The 21,314-nt window shown below is 58.3% G+C and carries 21 protein-coding genes; 13 read left to right on the plus strand and 8 right to left on the minus strand.

Annotation, left to right across the window (positions count from 1 at the left end):
- The first annotated feature begins 348 nt into the window (after positions 1 to 348).
- Genes AB7M25_RS13015 through AB7M25_RS13025 form a run of 3 tightly spaced genes read left to right on the plus strand, consistent with a single transcriptional unit; the run spans position 349 to position 4,188 of the window.
- Entirely contained in the window at positions 349 to 1,761 is a 1,413-nt protein-coding gene (locus tag AB7M25_RS13015; protein ID WP_454238351.1) for an NAD(P)/FAD-dependent oxidoreductase, read from the plus strand.
- 16 nt (positions 1,762 to 1,777) lie between these two features.
- Positions 1,778 to 2,737: an alpha/beta fold hydrolase gene (locus AB7M25_RS13020; protein WP_429384548.1), complete on the plus strand. Its 960-nt coding sequence runs from the start codon at positions 1,778 to 1,780 to the stop codon at positions 2,735 to 2,737.
- Between the two features lie 23 nt (positions 2,738 to 2,760).
- Positions 2,761 to 4,188 (plus strand): GGDEF domain-containing protein, encoded by a 1,428-nt coding sequence (locus tag AB7M25_RS13025; RefSeq protein ID WP_429384546.1) that lies wholly within the window; start codon positions 2,761 to 2,763, stop codon positions 4,186 to 4,188.
- A 47-nt stretch (positions 4,189 to 4,235) separates the two neighbouring features.
- Here the strand turns inward: AB7M25_RS13025 and AB7M25_RS13030 are convergent, their stop codons facing one another.
- Entirely contained in the window at positions 4,236 to 5,186 is a 951-nt protein-coding gene (locus AB7M25_RS13030; RefSeq protein WP_429384543.1) for a DMT family transporter, read from the minus strand.
- A 90-nt stretch (positions 5,187 to 5,276) separates the two neighbouring features.
- On the opposite strand from AB7M25_RS13030, the gene AB7M25_RS13035 reads away from it, so the two are divergent.
- Entirely contained in the window at positions 5,277 to 6,212 is a 936-nt protein-coding gene (locus AB7M25_RS13035; protein ID WP_429384541.1) for a LysR substrate-binding domain-containing protein, read from the plus strand.
- A 308-nt stretch (positions 6,213 to 6,520) separates the two neighbouring features.
- On the opposite strand, the gene AB7M25_RS13040 is transcribed toward AB7M25_RS13035, so the two are convergent.
- The gene (locus tag AB7M25_RS13040; protein WP_429384538.1) at positions 6,521 to 6,925 is read right to left on the minus strand and encodes a MerR family transcriptional regulator; all 405 of its coding nucleotides are present in this window, start codon (positions 6,923 to 6,925) and stop codon (positions 6,521 to 6,523) included.
- Positions 6,926 to 6,999: 74 nt separating this feature from the next.
- On the opposite strand from AB7M25_RS13040, the gene AB7M25_RS13045 reads away from it, so the two are divergent.
- From AB7M25_RS13045 to AB7M25_RS13060, 4 genes are all read left to right on the plus strand, one after another.
- On the plus strand, positions 7,000 to 8,079 hold the full coding sequence (locus tag AB7M25_RS13045; RefSeq protein WP_429519271.1) for an SDR family oxidoreductase: 1,080 nt from the start codon (positions 7,000 to 7,002) through the stop codon (positions 8,077 to 8,079).
- A gap of 167 nt (positions 8,080 to 8,246) precedes the next feature.
- Positions 8,247 to 9,146, plus strand: coding sequence for a DMT family transporter (locus AB7M25_RS13050; protein ID WP_429384532.1), 900 nt, complete (start codon positions 8,247 to 8,249; stop codon positions 9,144 to 9,146).
- A 168-nt stretch (positions 9,147 to 9,314) separates the two neighbouring features.
- Entirely contained in the window at positions 9,315 to 9,650 is a 336-nt protein-coding gene (locus AB7M25_RS13055; RefSeq protein ID WP_429560667.1) for a hypothetical protein, read from the plus strand.
- Positions 9,651 to 10,172: 522 nt separating this feature from the next.
- Positions 10,173 to 10,547 carry a type 2 periplasmic-binding domain-containing protein gene (locus AB7M25_RS13060; protein WP_429384525.1) on the plus strand — a complete coding sequence of 125 codons (375 nt, stop codon included), beginning with the start codon at positions 10,173 to 10,175 and terminating at the stop codon, positions 10,545 to 10,547.
- A 233-nt stretch (positions 10,548 to 10,780) separates the two neighbouring features.
- Here the strand turns inward: AB7M25_RS13060 and AB7M25_RS13065 are convergent, their stop codons facing one another.
- From AB7M25_RS13065 to AB7M25_RS13080, 4 genes are all read right to left on the minus strand, one after another.
- A complete protein-coding gene (locus tag AB7M25_RS13065; protein WP_429560666.1) occupies positions 10,781 to 11,584 on the minus strand; it encodes a 2OG-Fe(II) oxygenase in 804 nt (267 codons plus the stop codon).
- Positions 11,585 to 11,646: 62 nt separating this feature from the next.
- Entirely contained in the window at positions 11,647 to 12,456 is an 810-nt protein-coding gene (locus AB7M25_RS13070) for a glycosyltransferase family 2 protein (protein ID WP_429384520.1), read from the minus strand.
- Between the two features lie 335 nt (positions 12,457 to 12,791).
- Positions 12,792 to 13,370, minus strand: a complete 579-nt coding sequence (gene gfa / locus AB7M25_RS13075; RefSeq protein ID WP_454237414.1) for an S-(hydroxymethyl)glutathione synthase — start codon at positions 13,368 to 13,370, stop codon at positions 12,792 to 12,794.
- 179 nt (positions 13,371 to 13,549) lie between these two features.
- Entirely contained in the window at positions 13,550 to 14,500 is a 951-nt protein-coding gene (locus tag AB7M25_RS13080) for a LysR substrate-binding domain-containing protein (RefSeq protein ID WP_429384515.1), read from the minus strand.
- Positions 14,501 to 14,631: 131 nt separating this feature from the next.
- Here AB7M25_RS13080 and AB7M25_RS13085 point away from each other — a divergent pair, with 131 nt between their 5' ends.
- From AB7M25_RS13085 to AB7M25_RS13105, 5 genes are all read left to right on the plus strand, one after another.
- On the plus strand, positions 14,632 to 15,801 hold the full coding sequence (locus tag AB7M25_RS13085) for a M20 aminoacylase family protein (protein ID WP_454237415.1): 1,170 nt from the start codon (positions 14,632 to 14,634) through the stop codon (positions 15,799 to 15,801).
- Positions 15,802 to 15,868: 67 nt separating this feature from the next.
- Complete coding sequence (locus AB7M25_RS13090) at positions 15,869 to 16,648, plus strand: ABC transporter substrate-binding protein (RefSeq protein WP_454238352.1); 780 nt, start codon at positions 15,869 to 15,871, stop codon at positions 16,646 to 16,648.
- 83 nt (positions 16,649 to 16,731) lie between these two features.
- Positions 16,732 to 17,421 carry an ABC transporter permease gene (locus AB7M25_RS13095; RefSeq protein WP_429384507.1) on the plus strand — a complete coding sequence of 230 codons (690 nt, stop codon included), beginning with the start codon at positions 16,732 to 16,734 and terminating at the stop codon, positions 17,419 to 17,421.
- On the plus strand, positions 17,418 to 18,131 hold the full coding sequence (locus AB7M25_RS13100) for an ABC transporter permease (protein WP_429384505.1): 714 nt from the start codon (positions 17,418 to 17,420) through the stop codon (positions 18,129 to 18,131). The genes AB7M25_RS13095 and AB7M25_RS13100 overlap by 4 nt, the downstream gene beginning before the upstream one ends.
- Positions 18,132 to 18,151: 20 nt before the next feature.
- Entirely contained in the window at positions 18,152 to 18,919 is a 768-nt protein-coding gene (locus AB7M25_RS13105) for an ABC transporter ATP-binding protein (RefSeq protein ID WP_150716988.1), read from the plus strand.
- Positions 18,920 to 19,384: 465 nt separating this feature from the next.
- On the opposite strand, the gene AB7M25_RS13110 is transcribed toward AB7M25_RS13105, so the two are convergent.
- Together AB7M25_RS13110 and AB7M25_RS13115 are read right to left on the minus strand one after the other, a co-directional pair.
- A complete protein-coding gene (locus AB7M25_RS13110; RefSeq protein WP_429384500.1) occupies positions 19,385 to 20,257 on the minus strand; it encodes a class I SAM-dependent methyltransferase in 873 nt (290 codons plus the stop codon).
- Positions 20,258 to 20,417: 160 nt separating this feature from the next.
- Positions 20,418 to 21,311, minus strand: coding sequence for an NAD(P)/FAD-dependent oxidoreductase (locus tag AB7M25_RS13115; protein WP_429384498.1), 894 nt, complete (start codon positions 21,309 to 21,311; stop codon positions 20,418 to 20,420).
- Positions 21,312 to 21,314 lie beyond the last annotated feature (3 nt).

Consider the following 21,314-nt stretch of genomic DNA (forward strand, 5'->3'; position numbering starts at 1 on the left):
CCGCGCTTGACGCCTCTCGACCATTCGTCCTTTAACCCCTGAATTTGTTGGTTAAAGTCCGTTTTTGAAGGAGGTCATAACATGTCATGACGGATTTTTACGCAAGGTGAATCAGTGCCTTCAAGTCAGTCGGCCGAGTCCTTCGTGACAGGCAGCAATCGGCTGTGGATTTAACCGGTGATCACCACAATAGAGCTCGGCGGTTGGCGGAGCATCCGTCTGGCGCGCGGGGCGGCAGCCATTAATTCCATTGGTTATGGGGATGAGGAGCATTCGTTCTATTGCCCGTGGCATGGGTGGCTAATCTACGGGGTTGAAGGAGGGCAACCTTCAGGAAGGTGCAGCCATATGGACGAAAATCCGATCGAAACCGATTATCTGGTCATCGGTGCTGGCGCGATGGCCATGGCCTTCGTCGATACGTTACTCAAGGAAACGAACGCACGCATCGTGATGGTGGATCGACACGATCGGGCTGGCGGGCACTGGAATGATGCCTACCCGTTCGTACGGTTACACCAGCCCTCGACCTGCTATGGCGTCAACTCACGGGAACTGGGCAGCGGAACGAAAGACACGACGGCACTGAACGAGGGCTTGTATGAGCTAGCCTCCGGCGCCGAGGTGGTGAGCTACTTCGATCAGGTGATGAATCAGCAGTTTCTGCCGTCGGGTCGAGTCCGTTTTTTCCCCATGTGCAACTACACCGGCGATCGCATTGACGACCACCGGTTTACCTCGCTCGTCAGCGGCGCAGACCATCAGGTGCGGGTGTGCAAAAAGGTGGTGGACGCCACCCATGCCCAGACGGCGGTGCCCTCGACCCATCCACCCCGTTACAGGGTGGAGCCTGGCGTGCAATGCGTACCACTGAACGACTTGCCGAAAATCCGCCACCCATACGCCAGCTACGTCGTGGTGGGGGCGGGCAAGACCGGGATCGACGCTTGCCTGTGGTTGCTGCAAAACGGTGTTGCGCCCGCAACAATCCGCTGGATCATGCCGAACGATCCGTGGTTGATCGACCGGGCCAACGTGCAACCCGGCCTCGACCGCTTCGAACAAACAATCGGCGGCCTCACGGCACAGTTCGAGGCCATCGCCGCCGCAGACTCGATCCCGGACCTGTTCTCCAGGCTTGAGGCGACGGGCCAGCTCTTGCGCCTGGACAAGGCCGTCGAACCGACTGCTTACCGCTGCGCCACCGTCACTCAAGCGGAATTACGCGAGCTTCGACGTATCGACAACATCGTGCGCCTGGGGAGAGTGCGGGTTATCGAGCCAACGCGCCTCGTGCTCGAGCAGGGCAGCATCGCCACAAGCCCACATGCTCTGCACATTGATTGCAGCGCCAGCGCCATCCCGACACTGCCTGAAATGAAGGTGTTCGACGGCGGCAAGATCAACCTGTTGATGGTCAGCAGCTGCCAACCCGTGTTCAGCGCGGCCTTGATCGCCTATGTGGAAAGCCACCTGGACGATCAAGCGCAAATGAACGCACTGTGCAGGATGGTCCCGCCGCCTCACATCCCCACGGACTGGATAAGAATCTGGGCCGTCTACCTGGGTAACCAGCTACGCTGGGGAGAGCATGAAGGCTTGGCTCGCTGGGTCAAGCAGTCGCGTTTGTTCTTTATGACGGCGGTGGTCAGGGGCCTGCAGGACACCGACACCGAGAAACTGGCACAGCTGCATCGGCTCTCAGTCAGCAGGCAGCAGGCTCTGGCGAGCTTGCCACGGTTGCTGGGGGCCATCGCTTGAATCGCAGGAAGCGCACATGAACGAGCCACACCTCGAACTGCTCGACATCAATGGCATCCGCATGCAGATAGCCACGCAAGGTAGCGGCCCGCTGGTCTTGCTCTGCCACGGTTTTCCGGAGCTGTGGTACTCGTGGCGCAACCAGCTTGCGGCGCTGGCGGCCGCCGGCTACAGGGCGGCAGCGCCCGACATGCGCGGCTATGGCGGCACAGATGCGCCGGCCGAACCCGACGCCTACACCACGCTGCACCTGGTCGGCGACATGGTCGAGTTGGTCAACGCACTCGGCGAACGGCAAGCCGTGATCGTCGGCCATGACTGGGGCGCGCAGGTGGCCTGGAGCGCCGCATTGCTGCGACCCGATCTGTTCCGCGCTGTGGTCGGCATGAGCGTTCCCTTCTCGCCGCCGGCACGCGTGGAGGTCCTCAGTGCGCTGGTCTCGCGGGGTATCAGCGACTTCTACATCCAGTATTTCCAGACGCCGGGGGTGGCCGAGGCCGAGCTGGAAAGGGACGTCGAGTCGTCGATCCGGCGCATCTACTTCAGTGGCTCGGGGGACGGGCCCGAGGGGCTGGTGTTCGGCCGGCTGCAGCCGGGCCAGGGCTTCCTGGGCGCGATGATCGAGCCTGAAACCCTGCCAGGCTGGCTAAGCCTGGAGGATATTGCCTACTACACCCGCGAATTCACCCGCAGCGGATTTCGCGGCGGCTTGAACTGGTACCGCAACATGACGCGCTCATGGGCACTGCTGGCACCCTGGCGCGGTTGCAAAATTCTGCAGCCGTCGATGTTCATTGCCGGCAGCCGCGACGCCGTGCTGAAGTTTCCGAGTTCCCCGCGGCAGATCGAAGCCTTCGCGCAGACACTGCCGGAACTGCGCGGGTGTCATATCCTCGAAGGTGCCGGCCACTGGATACAGCAAGAGCGCGCGACAGAGGTCAATGAGCTGCTACTGGGCTTCCTGAAAAAATTATGAATGGATCGAAACTGGAGGGCCCCATGAGCAATCTCATCGCCACCGACGAGCCACCTGAAGCCGTTCGCCTGATGGTCAAGGTTTACGCCTGCTTGCTGCTCGCAGGGTTTGCGCTTGTTCCGGCCTATCTGATTGGCTACTTGTACTTTTTTCAGGACCCCACGCTTTTATTCGAGAATCACCTGTTCCATATCTTTGCGATCACGGCAGCCACCCTGGCGGGCCTGTTTGTTACTTACGTCACGTGGCGCTGCTATCAGTCATCGGGAGAGCCCCTGCTGAGATGGATGACGCTGGGATTTCTCGGCTTTGTAGTGATCTACGCGTTGCATGGTGCGTTCACCGGGCTTGCACACCACAATATCTGGCTCTTCCTGCTTTATGGACCGGCCTCTCGACTGGTCATGTCGGTTCTGCTGTTAGTCGGAATGCTGTCATACCACCGCCCGCCGGATGCCACAGACCAACGAATGAAGGCCCGCCCGTGGTTGACCTGGATAGGACTGTTCCTGGTGGTTGACCTGGCAGTGGCGTACGTCGCGAATTTGCCGATCGCCGGCAATCTCGCGGTGCGCCTCTCGATGGAGGGGGGTGCCCTCGTTCTTTCCACATTGACCGTGACCATACTTCTGCTGCGCCGTATCCGTTCGCCACTGATGACCATTTTCATCATCTCGGTCACCGCGTTCGCGCTGTCCTCCCTTGCCTTCATCCTTGCACGTCCGTGGAACCATATGTGGTGGCTCGCTCACGCGATCTTCGCCGGTGGATTCTTCATGTTGAGCTATGGGGTCGGGCAAGCGTTCCTTACCACGCGGTCGTTTTCCAGGATCTACAGCCAGGAGGAGTTGATGGTGCGTCTTGCCGAAGCGATGGCGTATGCCGAGAGCGCCCTGCAGGAACTCCAGCGCACCAATCAAGAACTCGGGCACCTTGCGGCGACCGATCCACTGACAGGCGCTGATAATCGGCGTCGGTTCATGGAGCGGGTCGAAGGCGAAATCGGCCGGACCAAACGCGGCGATGCGCCGTTCTCCGTGTTGGCACTGGATCTGGATAATTTCAAGTCCATCAACGATCGCTTCGGGCATCAGGTGGGCGATGACATCCTGAAGAGTTTCGTGGAGAAATGCCTCGATTCGATCCGGCCGTATGACGGCGTGGCCCGAGTCGGCGGAGAGGAATTCATGATACTGCTGCCTCAGACGTCACTTGAAGGCGCGCACGAAATCGCCGAGCGTCTGCGAAGTACCGTTGCCAATAGTTCCTTTCATGGCCTGCAGCGGCCAACCGTGGTCACAGTGAGCATCGGCGTATCGCAATCCGGTCGCGATGGCGACACCATCGAGGCCATTCTGCGTACCGCCGATCAACGCCTGTATCACGCTAAACACCAAGGCCGTAACCGTGTGGTCACTGCCTTCAAGACCAGCCTCCAACCTCTGCCCTGACCATCGTCTCGAAGTCGCTGAAAGCGTTTGCGCCACAGTATTGGCTGTCACTCGCAGGGTTCGGCCTGTTTCACCGGCATTATCCGATGACGTTTCGCCGCCCATACGACCCCGCCCACCAGCAACACGATCGAGACCACTTCCATCAAGCCAGGCATTCGCTGGCTGAACAGAAAACCGTAAACGCAGGCAAACAGCGTTTCGAACACGATCATCTGGCCACTCAACGACGCGGGCATTCGACGCGAGCAAGCATTCCAGAGCCCATTGGCCAGCCATGAACCACAGAGTGCCAGGAACAGGCAAACCCACAGGAAAGTCGTCCAGCGGCTGCTTTCAACTTCAGAGGGCACCAGGTTCGGGAACAGCATCAAGGCCGCGATGCCGAACACGATCGCCACGATGCCCGTCACGATGCCGGTCAGCGTCGACCATTCGCTGCTGTTGAAATGGCTTTGTTTGAGATAACGGGCGTTGTGGGTGGCGTACCACGACCAGCAGGCCACGGCACTGAACCCGCAGGCCAGGCCCAGCAACCGGGAAGACAATGAGGTGCTCGCCGCCCGCGCGCCCGTATGTTCCAGACTGACCGATACGATGCCCAGGAATACCAGCAGCAAGGGGAGCTTGAGCCTGGTCAGGGGCAGGGACCCTGCATCGCTACGCCCCAGAAAGGTGATGGCGACCGGCATCATGCCGTTGATAAGGGCGGCCGCGGTCACCCCGCTCAGTTGTACGGAAGCGCCCAGGAGCGCGTAGTTCAGGACATTGCCGGTCAGTGACAGACGCAGCAGCATCCAGGCATCGCGGCGCGTCAAACGCGACAGCAGCCGGGACGCGAAGGGCAACGCCACGAGGAGCGAGATCATCCCGTACAGGGCAAACCGTACGCTGCTGATCAGCACGGCATTGAATTCCGGCAGCAACGAAGGGCCGATAATCACGCCACCCCAGATGGCACCCGCCAATATCGCAAATACAACTCCACTGTTCATCATCTCGGCTCTGGCAGGCTGTTTAGCCGCATTCTAGCCATGGCAGATAAGCGCCACCTGCGATATAAAGTTGGTCACCCATTCCGCAGGGGAATGTCTTGCAGTAATCGCCAGTCCCGGAGAGCCGTCATCAACCGTTATCTGCGTACCTTGCCCCCATTGGAGACCCTGATCACGTTCGAGGCCGTGGGACGACACGCCAGCTTCACGGGCGCCGCCGGCGAACTGTTTCTGACCCAGAGCGCCGTGAGCAAACAGATGCGCCAGCTTGAGGACTGCATGGGCGTCCCGCTCTTCGAGCGCAAACCGAGAGGGGTCAAGTTGACCAGCGCAGGGGATGAACTGCTGATCACGGTCAACGTGCTCCTCACCACGATGTACCAAAGCGTCACGCGAATTCGCAACGTTCATCAATCCAACGCCGTCTCGGTGCTGGCGACCCATGCCCTGGCCCAATTCTGGCTGTTCCCCAAACTGATCGAATTCAACAAGGCGTACCCCGACATCGCCGTGCACGTTCACGCGATGAATGAGTTCGATGAGGCCAGCCTCAATGATTTCGACGTGGGCGTACTCTATGGTTCTGGCCAATGGCCCTCGCTGGACAGCGATTTCCTGCTGCCGGAAATCGTCTATGCCGTGGCTCATCCTTCACTGGATGTCTCGGGGGTTGAGACACTGGAACAATTGGCGCAAGCCAACCTGGTGCAGATCGACACCTGCGCCTGGCAGTGTCTGGACTGGCATCAATGGTTCGGCCACTTTGGTATCGACTTCGTCGCGCGGGACAAAGCCCCGGTGTTCAACCAGCTGACGTTGGCGTATCGGGCCGTTCAACAAGGCATGGGCATCGGCCTGGCCTGGACGTTCATGGCGGATGAGGCGCTGGCCAAGGGAGAATTGCAGCGGGTGACGCCATTCGAATGCGTGACGGGCAATGGCGAATTCCTGGTGTCGCTCAAGCATCGCAAGCGTTCTGCCTCTGCCGAGATATTTCGCCAGTGGCTCCTGGGGTCGATGGGCGACTGATGAGCAAGGCAGATATTCGAGGCAGGCCACCATTGGCCGATTGCTGATCGTCGCAAAGGGTTGGAAACGACCCAAAGCAGACATCATGTGTCTAGCAAATCCGCAGCGATTCACTGATGTGGAAATCCAATCCGGCCATGGGCTTTCGGGCGTTCAAACTGGCTATTCGCGGGCTCCTTACGCCGCCGCAAACGTGCGACTGCGATTATGGGTTTGAACCAGTCGGCACGGTTTAACGGCCATGTTCCGTATGCGTATTTGCGTAAGCGATGGGCTTGAAACCGGAAGCAGGCTGCAGCTTCGGTTACTCAGATGATGACAGTTCCGTTGGAAGAGTTGTTCAGCTGCTGAAGCTCAAGTTGCTTGGCTGCACTGGCTTCGAGGTTTGCACGCTCTTGGTCCAGATACTGATAAATGCTTTGGAAGTTGGCAATTTTCTGTTTGATTTCCGCCATCTTCTTTTCAATTAGCTTAGCGCCGTCAGCACAATCGATCAGCTTGTTCCGCTGCGCATCCAGAATCTCGCCTATTTCCCCCAGGGAAAACCCCATGCTTTGCGCGCGCTGGATAAAGTCCAGATCCTGCAGAGTTTGCCCTGTGTAAACGCGATAGTTGTTAGTTTGCCGCAGCGGTGAGATCAGGCCGATTTGCTCGTAGTAACGCAGCGTATGGCGGCTGGCGCCGCTGCGGGCCTCGAGTTCGCCGATTTTCATGAAAACACCGCTTGACTATAGAGTTGGGTCGATAGTTTACGCTTGATTCTTCATCTTAAACAAGGAGCAGGGAAATGAGCGTGGAGTGCTTTGTCACGGGGGGGACCGGCTTCATCGGTCAACATTTGGTGGCGTACCTGAGTGCAAAAGGGCACACCATTCGGGTGTTAATGCGTCGCCCAGAGCGACTGGCTGCACTGCGCGAGCAAGTCGACAATTTGGGAGGGTGTGCAACCCGGGTATTTGCCGTAGCTGGCGATCTGGAACGGGACAACCTCGGGCTGAGTCTTGTTGACCGAGAAGTGTTAAGGCGCGCCAGAGTCATATTCCACTTAGGCGCCCACTTCGCATGGGGGCTTTCAGTGGCGCATTCTCGTGCGGTGAATGTGGAAGGGGCGAAGCGCGTGGCGCTGTTGGCGGCTGAGCAAAAAAGCCGGTTAGTGATGATCGGCGGCTACATGCTGAAAAATCATGAACATCTGCAACGCATCGGAATTGATCCTCGTTATCCGGAGCTGACGAATTGGCCTGCCGTCTACCGACATGTCGGTGGTTACGAGGGGAGCAAGCTGGAGGCGCATTTTGCGACCCTGGAGGTCATGTCCGCCAAGGGCGGGGAGATTACCGTTGTCCACCCCGCGACGGTTTGTGGTCACAGCCGCACGGGGCATATCCTTGAAGGTCAGCCGCTGGTGGAGCTGATACGCAACCTTGTGCAGGGAAAGCTGACTGCAGTGCCCGGTACCGCCGAGCACTGGCTGCCACTGGTCACCGTGGATCACCTGGTTGAACTGGTGGCGGTGTGTGCTTTTGATCCTGCCATGGTGGGCCAGGAACTGCTGGTGCTTGATGACCAAACACCGAACTTGCGAGAACTCCTGGTACAGGTGGCACAACCTTTGGGCTTAAAGTCTCCCAAGCATTACATTTCACTCCGATTGCTCAAGTTGCTACTGAGTATTCCTCCCGTCGCGCGCTTTTTGAATACAAAACCCGAAGCCTTGGACTTTATCCAGACCACTCGTTTTGATACAGCGGCGGTCGAGCAATTTGCCAACAGGCATGGAATAGCCAAACCGGATATACGCCAGTCTTTGCAGCACACTGCAACGTTCGTCAACTCATATTGCATAACCAGGGGCCAGGCCCTCTGACTCCTCCCTTGGCGGCGACAAGAAGGCGAATAGCATCCTACTGGACGATCCAGCTTATGCCACAATAAATACTGGGGTTGGCGGGATCGTCGTATCCTCAAACTTTGCGCCGTCGATGTAGGGCGGCATTCTATCGAACGACAATTCAGCGACAGGGATCGTCATCAATGCAATCTACTTTCAGCAAAGGCGTCATATTTGCACTCTCCGCTGCGGCACTGAACGCAACGATCGGTGTACTCAGCAAAGTACTCATGAGTAATGGTTTCACCGCTAGCAGTGTCGCTGTCATCAAGACCGTACTGGGTTGCGTGCTGCTCTCGATCTTACTGTTTTTCCTCAAGCGCCCGACGGCGTCGACCAAATGGACTCAGGCGGCTATCTGCGCATTCCTTGGCATCTTTGTGCTGTTCCATTTCGAAACGTCCGCCTATCGACACTACGCTGCGGCAGGTGTGGTGGTGGTGCTGATGGCCAGTGCCTCAATTTCCTCGATCATTCTGGGGCGGATTTTCCTCAAGGATGCCATCACCGCGAACGCTACCGTTGGCGCCGCACTGGCTATCGCTGGGATCTCGGTGATCTTCGGCAGCGACCTGCAGCAGGGCTTTACCCTGCAAGGTGCTGCGCTCGCCTCCATGGCCGGCTGCGGCTATGGGGCCTTTTCGGTTGCCATGAAGCGTATGGGTGTATCGGGGGGGCTGCACTTCACCCGACAATTGTTGTTCTTTGGCAGCCTGTACCTGTTGATGCCGGCTGCGGCCGATGGTTTCGCGATAGGCGAGCTGTCACCGCTGGCGATTGCCGTGCTGCTGGCGCTGGCCACGCTGCCGACAATCCTGGGCTTCTTCTGCACCACCAAGGCCATCGAGTATCTCAAGCCATCCCAAGTGCAAGCGCTGGAGCTGACCGAGCCACTGTTCGCCGCGCTGCTGGCGTTTGTGGCGCTCAATGAAGTACCGCGCGAAAGCCTGTACGCGGGAGCGGCACTGATCATCGTCGGCTTGTGTTTCTCCAATGAACTAATCCGCCTGGGCAGCAAAACTTCCGTCCCTTCGACTGAGTGAGCTATTTTCGGATCCTGATTACTTTAGCGATCAGTGGTTTTGAAGTGTTTTGAGCGACTGACCGCTACTGGCCGATTTCTGCCTTTCACAATAGAATCTCGTTTTGAAAAAGGAGTTTCATCTGTGGAGGCTGGAAAAAAGAGTTGCCCCTATTGCGCGGAAGTCGTCATGGCTGAAGCCATTTTATGTAAACACTGCCAATCTGAGCTCAGGCAAAAAATAAGAATCCCACCCGGGTGGCCAATACTGTCACAAAAGAAAATTGGCCGGGTCGGCAAGATCATCGTCGGAATCACTATCGCAATCACCTTGTACCTGGCAGTCGGCTTTTATGTCAGCAACACATCGCAAGACAAGGAAAGCATGCAGGCCCGTGATGCCGCCGAACAATGCCGCGAGGAAGTAGACAGCTACTCCGGCCCTGCAGTCGGAAAAAGCATAATTGCAGAGATTTGTCGAAAGCTGGAGGACGATTTCCGCAAGGGTTTGAGCCACGTGCCATAAAACAGCCGCTTACGAAGGGCTGCTTCGCGCCCCAGCGGGAGCAAGCTCCCTCGCCACAGAAACTGGTCGAAAGCGCTGGCCAATCCATGAGCAGGATCAACGGCGCACTGGGCGAATCCCTCGCGGCTGTCAGTTTCATTTCGTTGTCACTGCAAGAGCAGCGCGCGGCCAGTGAACAGGTCGCCTGCAACGTCGAAAGAAGTGGCGCAAAGCGTAGAGGAGAACGCCGCAGCCCAAGGTGGAATCGTGCGAACAACCCAGGAGCTCAAGGGCATGTCCGATGGGTTGGGCGCTATTCTGCAGCGGTTCAGCTTGTACTTTCACGCTAACGTCCAGCCCCTGAAATCCAGACAGTTGTTGGGGGCTGATCATCGTCGGGGAAAGCTGGAGCACCGAGCCAGGCGACTGCCGCCACCCGACTTTTTTCGCGCTTCAGCCCCTCAATTGAAATGGCAAGGAAGCACAGGCCCTGCCTGATGCCCTGCGTCTGTCCGGCACTGCGGGTCTGCACCGAAGAGCGCGTTGGTATCGACCATCTGCATCAATTCGCCGCGATTGATGTGGGCACAGAGCATCGGGCTTCCCAACCTTGTGCAAAAGCACTCGCCGCGATTCGATAGCAGTTTGCTGGCGATTGAAGCGGCAATCAGTGGACAAGGCGTAGTGGTGGTTCCCAAGTTCCTGATGGAGGCCGATCTTCGCTCGGGCAGCCTGGTCATCCCCATGCATACAGACGTCATGCAGGGCGGTGACGGGAGGGCTGAACACCGCAGCCGTTTGAGGGGCGTTCCTGGCAAACGCACCCTCTCAATCTGTTTTGACCACGGCTGGCTGGATCAGACCATGCCGACAAACGACAGGATAAACAGGACGATCACGACGGCGCCAACGAGGTAGATAATATTGTTCATGACTTCACCGCTTCATTTGGGTTGAGGGAAGAAACAGGGGTGTCTAAACAGCTGACACCCTCGTTCGCGTTTCCGTTCCGTTACCCTTGCAGCAGGTGCGATCCAGAGGCTTTCGGCTTGCCGGCGCGCGACGGTGCACCAAGTGCTGGTGCCCGACGGAGCTGCTCGCGACTGAGCTAAAGCCTGAAAAGCACGAACTCAATCGTCTGGCGGTATGGCTCAGTTTTTCTTCTTGATTAATTTGTTCATGTAGTACTTGAGGCTGAAACGATCTTTGGGTCTTGGTTTGTAGTGGGTTTTGTTTCTTTGCGCAGGATCGATCGCCAAGGTGCCGGCGGTATAGTAATAAAGCGCTATAGACCTGCGAGTGATGTGCTCTGGGGTCGTCAAAGGCTCCGGGTGCCCATGGTTGCTGTCTTTGTCTGTATTGAAAATGACGCAGCGATTGTAAATGGGCAAGATCTTTTTAAGACAGGTTTTCATGTTGACATCCCAAAGTTCCAGGTTGCCTCCATACTCGTCTTTCCAGTCTTCGTTTAGATAAATAATGATATTCAGCCTGCGCTCGACGTTAAGCTTTTTGTTGAGCCTGAAGTCCGAGTGCACCCCCAGGAAACCACCATTTTTCGTTTCATGCAAGCCGCCACCGGTGAAGTAGGGGTCAGGTATCAAGCCTTCGATGCCTGTTAACTTCTCAAGAAACTGCAACATGGGGGCCGAATTGAAAGCATTGAAAACAGTCTTCAAAAATGGAGAGCATTCGTTTGGACTGATTTGACGTTTTCGTTGCCCTTTATAGCCGCGCTCGTAGAGCATTTCGTTGTTGGTTGGCTCGACCGGGAAATTCGAGCAAATGCTTGCAATCAGGTCTTCGTGCAAGAAGTTGTCGATGACGATGTGCGGAAATGGCGTAGCCTGAACATATTGGCCAGTCAATGACTCACCAAAGGCGCTGGCGTCGTTCTGGTCGAAATCAAGCTCCGGTGAGAGGGTGATGGGTAGTGCCTGAGTGATGACTGCCATTATTGCTCCGATAACTTGATATAACGACCTGTGGGTGACGGGCTCATACGTGTCGACGTAGCTTAGGCCTTGCCGTCACCCTTGTTCAGGCGCTTAAGTATATTATTGTACATTTTGGTTCGTCTATGAGTCTTTCCATAGCCGCCAGCCGCTGCAACAGTCCCCGCCTGGATATGATCAAGATAGCTGAAGATTTTACGTGGCGATAAAGTTTCAACGACATAACCAAGTTGGGTCATTCGGTCTTGAAGTGTATATCCAGGTACGCGATCATCCATCGAAAAGTGCATGCCATGCTGTTTGACGAGTTTGCAGTTCCACAATGTAAAGAAGCTCTTCAAGTAGACTTCTTTGTAGGGTTTTGGTTCTCTGGAGCGTAATCCCATGGAGATTTTAAGGCGTCGATAGTGGTGTTTGAACAGCCGCGAGCTAAAACGCCACAGCGTTCTTGCGGTGCCACGATTTAATTGCTCTACACACCCGACGGCTACAACTTTTTTATTGTTGATGCACTTGTTCAGTATCATCGGAAAAATATTTTTATCGAAAACAAACGTATCGGTATGCATCAGGATTAAATAATCGGTTTCGACTCGCTCCAACACCATGTCGAGTGCCTTGCCGTGCGCGATATGGCCTGCTTCCGGTTCGGAAACGGATCGTTCGATTAAATTGATCCAGTCCAGTGTTCGCAAGTATTGAGTGCTTTCATCGGCCGAGTAGTTGTCGACCACCCAGATTGGGACGTTGTGGCCACCCACGTGCTGGTGCAATAACTCTAAGCATATCTTGGTGATTTCCGGTGTCTTGTAATTCACTATGACGATGCTGAAATTATTGGGGAATTCAGTCGGAGGGCTAGTACTGTTCATTGTTCGGGTGCTCAATGATATTGTATTTATAGGTGGGGGCGATTGAGTCCGTGTCCGGTTTCGCGTATTTGCCCGCGCAAGGTTTTTCGTCTGTAAAGCTCAATTTTCAAGTCGCTTTGTCATGCACTAAATTTAGATGGCTTACTCGCGCCTGAGGGAGAGCAGTGGATGCGGGCCTCATCGTATAAGGATCCTCTCTATAGGTAAATATCCACGAAATAGTTCGTTACATCGGATGGGGCGATAAATGAGTCCATCCGGGGTGGGGGGGCAGGATTCAATCTCAAGGTGAATCGGCGCCGCGGTCCGGAAAAGAAACCGCGGCGACTCATCAATCAGGCGGCGGGCAGCAGGCCTCTCTGTTTGGCGACATGGGTCGCCAGTGCGTCCATCAAGTCCGGGGACAGGCAGTCGTAGGGTTCCAGGCCGATTGAGCGCAAGCGCTCGCGGATAGCCTTCATTTGCGCTGGCGGTGTGCCGGTTTCGATGATGGAGGACACGAACGCCGCGAATCCCGGCGCCGCCCATCCACTCTGTGGCGAAAGCTCGGTGTGGACGAAGTCCAGGCCATAAAACGCATGGTCCTTGTTCTCGATGCGCCCGAAGAGGTGGGCGTGACACTGCTTGCAGGCGTGGCGCTGGATGGTGGCGGCTGCGTCGACAATCTCCAGTTTTTCGTTGTGGGCAATGACGCTGACCTTATCTCGAGGCACCACGGCGATGACGGCGAATATCGCGTTTTGTGGTTTCCAGCATTTGCTGCAGCCGCATGCGTGGTTATGCAGGGTTTGTGCGTCGATCCTGACCTCGACCTTGTCGGTCGCACACAGGCATTGCAGGGTGCCGCCTGTGAAATTCGCGGCGGCGGGCTGGATGCCATTGTCCAGTGCAGGGTGAAGTTGCAAGGTGCTCATGCTGGTGTCTCCGTTTCAGGGGGCAGGCAAAGGTGCCTGGGGCCGTGCCCCAGACCGTTGGATCAGCGGATTTTGAAAAGGACACAGTGCATAAACGAATGGCCTCCTTCGGTGCGACCGGTTGGTTACCCAGATCAAGAATAGTCTGCGATGACGCCTTGAGCGCGGCCAGGTTCACCTCACCGCAGCCGCAAGGTTTCAAACAGCGCGCGGTCTTCTTTTTTGGCCGAGCGCGCATGGCGCCGAATGACCTGCAACAGGCACTCGGTGAAGCAGACTGCCGGATTGCTCAGTGCGCCATTGCGGCGCGTCACGATGCTCAGCTGCCGGGGCTCGAACTGCTCGGCCAGCCCCAGGGATACCAGACGCCCCAGAAATGGCGGGGCTGTGCTCACGATCGAAGGCCCCCAGGTGCACATGTCGGCCCGCTCGACCATCATCTGCAAAATGGCCAGTGAATGAGCACGCACAATTCGATTTTCGTCAATCTGCGCGCCGTGTTTCCAGAACAGTTCCTGCATCAGCCCATCGTGCCCGTCCGGCGCGTAGTTCAGGGTCCAGTTTTCTTCCAGTAACTCGTGGATCGATCGCGCATGCTGTCGGGCGTGACCCTCGCGGACCAGCACCGAGGTCTGGTAATCGAGCAAGGTTTCGCAGGCGAACTCCTGGGTCGATTGGGTGGGATGGAGTTGGCCAATCGCGAAGTCCATGCTGCCGTCGCGCAACAGCGGTTGGGCAACGGCCATCAGACTCTCGAACAGTTCCAGCCTGATTTGTGGCATACGCTCGCGAAAAACCGATACGACTTCGGGCAGGAAGGTCAGGGCGACCCATGGGGTGATCCCGACGCAGAGCCGGCCCTGGGCCTTCCCGCGCATGTGATCAAGCTCGGTCTGCGCGTGCTCCAGTTGCTTGATCACCAGTCGGGCATGAGTCAGCAGCACTTTGCCGTATTCGGTGAAGTTCAGACCGCTGGAGGTTCGGGTAAACAGTGGTAGCTGCTGGCTGGTTTCCAGCTCGCGCAGCGCTTTGGTCACCGCAGCCTGGGAAATTTCCAGCGAACGAGCGGCCGCGCGAATGCTGCCGGTTTCGGCGCTGGCAATCAGCGCCTGTAATTGATGCAGTTTCATCTGCTCACCCTGGTGACAACTCATGGTTGTCATCATAACCAAACTGCGCCTCCCCAGCCCAGCGCCAGTTCCCTAAGATCGAGCCCAACAGCGCTTTCGCTGCCGCACAACCCTGTCGAAGGAGAACACTCATGAATGCCGGTTTGGTCCTGCCTGGTATTGCCGCGACGCAAGATGAAATGATCGCGATACGTCACAGCATTCACGCGCACCCTGAGTTGGGTTTTGAAGAATTCGCCACCAGTGAGCGGGTTGCCGCGTGTCTGACTCAGTGGGGCTTTGAGGTCAGCACCGGGGTAGGCAAGACCGGGGTCGTGGCCACCCTGAAAAATGGCGAGGGTCGGTCCATTGGCCTGCGCGCCGACATGGATGCGTTGCCGATCCAGGAAACCTCCGGTTTGCCTTATGCCAGCCGGATAGACGGTGTCATGCATGCCTGCGGTCATGACGGTCATACCGCTATCCTGCTGGCGGCGGGTCAGTATCTGGCGCGGACACGGGCATTCAACGGCACCGTGCACCTGATTTTCCAACCGGCGGAAGAGGGACTGGGCGGTGCCAGGAAAATGCTGGAAGACGGGCTGCTCGAACGGTTTCCGTGTGACGCGATCTTCGCCATGCATAACGTGCCGGGTTACCCCGTCGGGCATTTGGGTTTTTACAGCGGACCGTTCATGGCGTCTGCCGACACGGTGAACATCAAGATCATCGGCAACGGTGGCCATGGCGCGGTGCCGCACAAAGCCGTCGACCCGGTGGTGGTCGGCGCCTCGATCGTGATGGCCCTGCAAAGCATCGTCTCGCGCAACGTCAACCCGCAGGAGATGGCGATCATCACCGTGGGCTCCCTGCATGCCGGGAGCGCCTCGAACGTCATCCCGTCCAGCGCCGATTTGAGCCTGAGCGTACGCGCCCTGACCCCCGAGGTTCGCCGGTTGCTGGAGGTCAGGATCACCGAATTGGTCAAGGGCCAGGCCGAGAGTTTCGGCGCCCGGGTCCACATCGATTACCAGCATTGCCATCCGGTGTTGATCAACGATCCAGAACAGACGGCATTTGCCCATGAAGTCGCCCGCGAGTGGCTGGGAGATGAACACCTGATCGATGACTTGCGGCCATTCACGGCCAGCGAGGACTTTGCCTTTGTCCTGGAAAAGTGCCCTGGCAGCTATCTGGTGATCGGCAACGGCGAGGGCGAAGGCGGGTGCCTGCTGCACAACCCCGGCTATGACTTCAATGACGGCTGCCTGCCGGTAGGCGCGAGCTATTGGGTCAAGTTGGTCGAACGTTTTCTGAGTTGAGACGGCGCATGTTCACCCGTTGTGTCGGTAAAAAATCTACGGTCTGAGAGGCATAAAAATGAACAAGATGATTGCAGCCGTTTCCCTGGTGTTCCTGACGGCCTCGAGCCTGGCGGTGGCGGCCGACTGGTCCGGCAAAGTGTTGAAGCTGGGAGTGGACCCGACGTACCCACCGCTGGAATACAAGAACCAGGATGGCACGCTGACCGGCTTCGGGGTCGATATCGCCGAAGCATTGTGCGCCGAACTGAAAGCCCGCTGCGTCTGGGTGGAAAGCAGTTGGGACGGGATGATCCCGGCACTGCTGGCGCGCAAGTTCGATGCGGTGGCGTCTTCGATGACCATCACCCCCAAACGCCTTGAGCAGATTGCGTTTACCGACAAGGTGTCCAATGCACCGGCACGCCTGGTGGCCAAACGTGGATCGGGATTACAGCCGACCCTCGAATCGCTCAAGGGCAAGCGCATTGGTGTGGAGCAGGGCTCGACCCAGGAGTCCTATGCCAAAGCGGTTTGGGGTTCCAAGGGCGTGGACGTTCTTTCCTATCAGAATCAGGACCAGGTGTACGCCGACCTGGTAGTGGGGCGACTTGATGCCTCGTTGCAGGGTGCCATTCAAGCCAGCTACGGCTTCCTGAAAACAGCGGCGGGTCAGGACTATGAGTTTGCCGGTGCCACCCTGGAGGACCCGGGCTTCTTCGGCGTCGGCGATGGCCTTGGTCTGCGCAAGGAAGATGTCGCGTTGCGCGAAGACCTGAACAAAGCCCTGGCAACCATTCTCGCCAACGGTACTTACGCGCGGATCAACGACAAGTACTTCGATTTCGACGTCTACGGCGCTAGGTAAGGCGTCGTCGTGACCTTGAGCAGGGCGCTCGTTCGAGCGCTCTGTTGCGCCCTTCACCTCACCCTAACAACAAGGAGAGTGAGATGTTTCTGGAAGGTTTTGGCCCGCAGATCCTGCTGGGCACCCTGGCTACCGTCAAACTGGCGCTTTGTTCATTGCTGATCGCCGTCCTGGCCGGGCTGATTGGCGCCAGTTCCAAGTTGTCGTCCAATCGATTGTTGCGCGCACTGGCGGCGGGGTATACGACCGTGATCCGCAGCATGCCGGACCTGGTGATCATGTTGCTGCTGTTCTTCAGCCTGCAGATGTTGCTCAACCGGATGACCGATTGGCTGGGCATCACCCAGATCGACATCGACCCGTTTCTGGCCGGTGTCGTGACACTGGCGTTCATTTACGGGGCCTACTTTACCGAGACATTTCGCGGCGCCTTCCAGGCCGTCCCGGCGGGGCAGATCGAAGCGGCGAGGGCTTACGGCATGACCCGTGGGGAAACCTTTCGCAAGGTCCTCTTTCCACAAATGCTGCGCCACGCCTTGCCGGGCATTGGCAACAACTGGCAGGTGCTGATCAAGTCGACGGCCCTGGTGTCGATCATCGGCCTGACCGATGTGGTCAAGGCCACGCAGGATGCGGGCAAGGGCTCGATGCAGTTCTTTTACTTCACCCTGGTCGGCGGCCTGATTTACCTCGCCATTACCACGGTCTCCAATGGCGTGTTGCTGTGGCTTGAGCGCCGCTACTCGGTCGGCGTCAGGAAGGCTGCGCTATGACCGCCATTCTCGAAAGTTACTGGCAGGCTTACCTGTGGAGTGACGGACCGCACTTTTCCGGGCTGGTGGTGACCTTGTGGCTGCTGATTCTGGCGGTGGCGATGGGCTTTTTGCTGGCGGTGCCGTTGTCGATGGCCCGCGTCAGCCGCAACCCGCTGCTGCGCCTGCCGGTCTGGTGCTACACCTACGTGTTTCGTGGCACCCCGTTGTACATCCAGCTGCTGTTTTTCTACACCGGGGTGTACAGCTTGCATGTGGTGCGGTCCCAGGACTTTCTCAACGCGTTTTTCCGTGACGGCTTCAACTGCACGGTGCTCGCGTTCGGGCTCAATACCTGCGCCTACATGACCGAGATTTTTGCTGGCGCTATCAGGGCGACCGCCCATGGTGAAGTCGAGGCCGCCAGTGCCTACGGAATGAGCCGGTTCACGCTTTATCGGCGGATTATCCTGCCGTCGGCGTTGCGCCGCGCGCTGCCGTTTTTCAGCAATGAAGTGATCCTGATGCTGCATTCCACTTCGGTGGCCTTTACCGCCACCGTGCCCGATTTGCTGAAGATCGCCCGGGATGTCAACTCGGCGACCTATGCATCCTTCACTGCTTTTGGCATTGCCGGCGTGTTGTACGCCGCCTGTGCTTTTTTCCTGATCTGGCTGTTTCGACGCGGCGAACTGCATTGGCTGGCCTACCTCAAACCGCGCACGCACTGACCCCTATCGGATTTGTTCGAATGTATAAATTGATCGTTGAAGATATCCATAAAAACTACGGCAACCATGAAGTGCTGAAAGGGGTTTCGCTCAAGGCCAGGGCGGGTGATGTGATCAGCATCATCGGCTCCTCCGGCTCCGGGAAAAGTACCTTCCTGCGTTGTATCAACCATCTTGAACAACCGTCGGCCGGGCGCATTGTCGTCAATGACGAAGAGTTGCTCACCCGCAGAAACTCGAGGGGTGAGTTGTGTGTGGTTGACCCCGGGCAGCTGCGGAGCCTGCGCAGTCGGTTGTCGATGGTGTTCCAGCACTTCAATTTGTGGAGCCACATGACCGTGCTGGAAAACATCATCGAGTGCCCGATGAGCGTGCTTGGTATCAGTCGGGCGCAGGCACTGGAGCGGGCGCGTCATTACCTTGCCAAGGTGGGGCTGCCACAAAAAGTCGAGGCCCAGTACCCGGTGCATTTGTCCGGCGGCCAGCAACAACGGGTGGCCATTGCCCGTGCGCTGGCGATGGAACCCGAGGTGATGCTGTTCGACGAACCGACCTCCGCCCTTGACCCTGAACTGGTGGGTGAGGTGCTCAAGGTCATGCAGCAACTGGCCGAAGAGGGCAGGACGATGGTGGTCGTCACCCACGAAATGGCGTTTGCCCGGCAGGTGTCGAACCACGTCATGTTTCTGCATCAGGGGCGGGTGGAGGAGTCGGGCGCGCCAGGCACGCTGCTGGAGCAGCCGCAAAGCGAGCGGTTGCAGCAGTTCCTGGCCGGAAGTCTCAAGTAGCTGCCCGTTAATCTGCGAAAGAAAGGCACCGGCGTTCAATGGCGGGTGCCCAGGGGAGACAGACTTCACAAGGGGGATTTCTGACAGCAGTGCCGAGAGAGTAATTCGACTTTCCAGGCGTGAAAAATAATTTCGAGTACTAACGCCAGTACAGCAACCGACTGGCTGCTTTTGGCCGTTTTCAGCCCGTTACCACTGGCAGCTTTTGGCCGACTGCTGCCTGTCACGAAGGGCTACTTTCGACCCTAAGCTGCCGGTGGCGACAGGCAGAAATCGGCCACTTGCTGCCTGCCACGAAGGGCCGCAATCCACAACCCAAAGCTGACGGTGGCGACAGACAGAATCGGCCGATTTGGGCCATTAGCGAGTGCTCGCTTTTGCCAGGGACGGATCACCAAGCCAAAAGGGACATCAATCTGATTAGCCAAAGTTGCCCCACTCCGCTGAGCGGGGGCGTCATCCCTGTTAACAGCTGCTAGCTGCCGGATTGCGTGCCATGACGATCCACGCCGCGCCGTCGATCATCACCGACCGCTCGCCGGGGAGGCCCGCGAAGGCGGCGCGAACCGCGGCCGAGGCGTGGGCGCGGATGTCGTCGGGCTGATTAGCGAGCATAAGTGACAGCGGGCCGCCCTCGAACGCCATTTTCACCGCGTCGTCGATCGCAGCCTCCCGTGTCCCGCCCTCGCCGAACGGGATGGATGCATCGAAGGGCGCGATAGCGATATCGGTGAAGCCGGCCGCTGTCAGGATGCGTGTCACGCGTCCCCGGTCGCCGAACGAGAATGGGCCGGGCGCTTCGGGATCGGGCGGTGCGGTCGGCGCGACGATGCCCTTGATCGCGCCCATCGGCAGGCGGACCCAATCGTTCTCGGCCACGCCGCGCCAGCAGACAAAAGCGACCCGTCCGTCCGGCCGGAGCGCGCGTCGCATATGGGCGAACGCCCCTGTCGGATCGTCGAAAAACATCACGCCGAAACGCGAGAACAGGATGTCGAACGCGCCCTCGGGCAGTTCGAGGCTGCTGGCGTCGGCTACCTGGAACTGGGCCGGGGTATCCTGTGGCGCAAGCGCGCACGCTCGGCCGATCAGCGGTTCAGATATGTCCACACCCAGCACATGGCCGCCCGGGCCGACACGGGCGGCCAGAGCCAGACTCGACGCGCCCGCGCCGCAGCCGACGTCCAGCACGCGCTCACCCGTCGCGGGCGCGGCGGCTTCTATCGCGGCCTGGCCGAACACCGCAAACATGGCGTCGAGCCGGGCTTGATTGGCGGCCCAGTACTCTCCGCTTTGGCCATTCCAGTCGGCGACCTGATAGGCATTTTGCTCTGTCATGACATCTCCTCGTTTTGATTCGTTCCTAACTAGCTACCCTTTGAACTAGGCAAGGGGAGGCTGAACCGATGCCAAGGCGCGCATCGTCTCGACCAAACCCGCCTCTACAATGGCGCAACCTTTAGAAGCCTGCGACAACCGAAGAAGGGAATCTGTGCTCTCAAACCAGCATCGACTGCTGGGCGAAGATGCCCGCCATCGCGCCTTGCCATGATGCCGTGGTGACCGAGGCCATGAGGGGATTGGCGAGGTCGCCGGCGGCGTAGACGCCGGGCATGCTGGTTTCGCGGCGCTCGTCGACCTTGAGGGCGATGCCCAGGGGCGTATCGACCGTGGCGAGGCCCAGCGATTCATGCAGGCTTGCGGATGGCTTGTTGCGCGGATGCGCGAACAGAATGTCGACCGCGACAGGGGGGCCGGCGTCGAGCCTGACGGTGGTGTTATGGCTCTCGTCATGGTCGATTTCGGTGATCCGGCCATCGACGACAGGGATGCCGCGGCGCGCCAGATCGGCCCGGATGTCGGGTGGAATGTCGTGACCATTGGCGAAGACCGTCAATGTGTCGGTCCAGTCGTGGTATAGCCTGACGTAGTTGTGCGACGGCGGGCCGGACCAGACGAGGCCCCAATGCCGGCCAGCAACTTCAAAGCCGTCGCAATAGGGGCAGGGCACGATGGAGGTGCCCCAGCCTTCGGCAAAGCCGGGAACTTCAGGCATCTGGTCGGCGACGCCATAGCTCAGGATCAGGCGGCGCGCCTTGAGGCTTTCGCCATCGCCAGTGAGGACGGAGAAATCGTCGATGGCGCCGGAGATGCTCTCGGCCCGGGCAGTGACCAGCCTGACCGTGGGATAGCGCGCCAGCTGCTGCCGCGCCTCTGCCAGGATCTCCAGCGGTGGCTTGTGGTCGTGGCCGAGCAGGCCATGCGAGTGGTCGGCGAAGCGATTGCGCGGCAGGCCGGTATCGAGAACGGTGACCTTTCGGCGGGCACGGCCAAGCTGCAGGGCGGCGGCAAGCCCGGCAAAGCTGCCGCCGATGATGATGACGTCATTCATGGT

It is taken from the genome of Pseudomonas sp. AP3_22 TE3818 (assembly GCF_053628995.1).